Origin of the sequence: Robertmurraya korlensis (genome assembly GCF_023715225.1) — a bacterium.
In the GTDB taxonomy this organism is placed as follows: domain Bacteria; phylum Bacillota; class Bacilli; order Bacillales; family Cytobacillaceae; genus Robertmurraya_A.
In genome coordinates, this window is the sequence record NZ_JAMBNS010000177.1 from 1 (window position 1) to 255 (window position 255).

Consider the following 255-nt stretch of genomic DNA (forward strand, 5'->3'; position numbering starts at 1 on the left):
TCGTAGTCGGCATCGATATTGCCAAGCGGATTCATTACGCTTGTTTTGTGGACGATCGCGGACGGGTGCTCCGAAAGTCATTCTCTGTTTCTCAGTCTCGAGATGGGTTTGAACTTTTCTATCAACGTATTCTAATTGAAATGAAAGAACAAGAAAAAACGGAAGTCATCGTTGGGATTGAACCTACTGGTCATTATTGGCTCAATTTAGCCTATTTTCTTGAGGAACGAGGCATCCCTCTAGCTATGGTCAACC

Annotated in this window: 1 protein-coding gene; it reads left to right on the forward strand. The window is 43.5% G+C overall.

Going from position 1 to position 255, the window contains the following annotated elements; translation table 11 throughout:
• Nucleotides 1-255 (forward strand): IS110 family transposase (locus M3175_RS24755; RefSeq protein ID WP_251524645.1); only part of this gene is annotated, 255 nt, incomplete at both ends.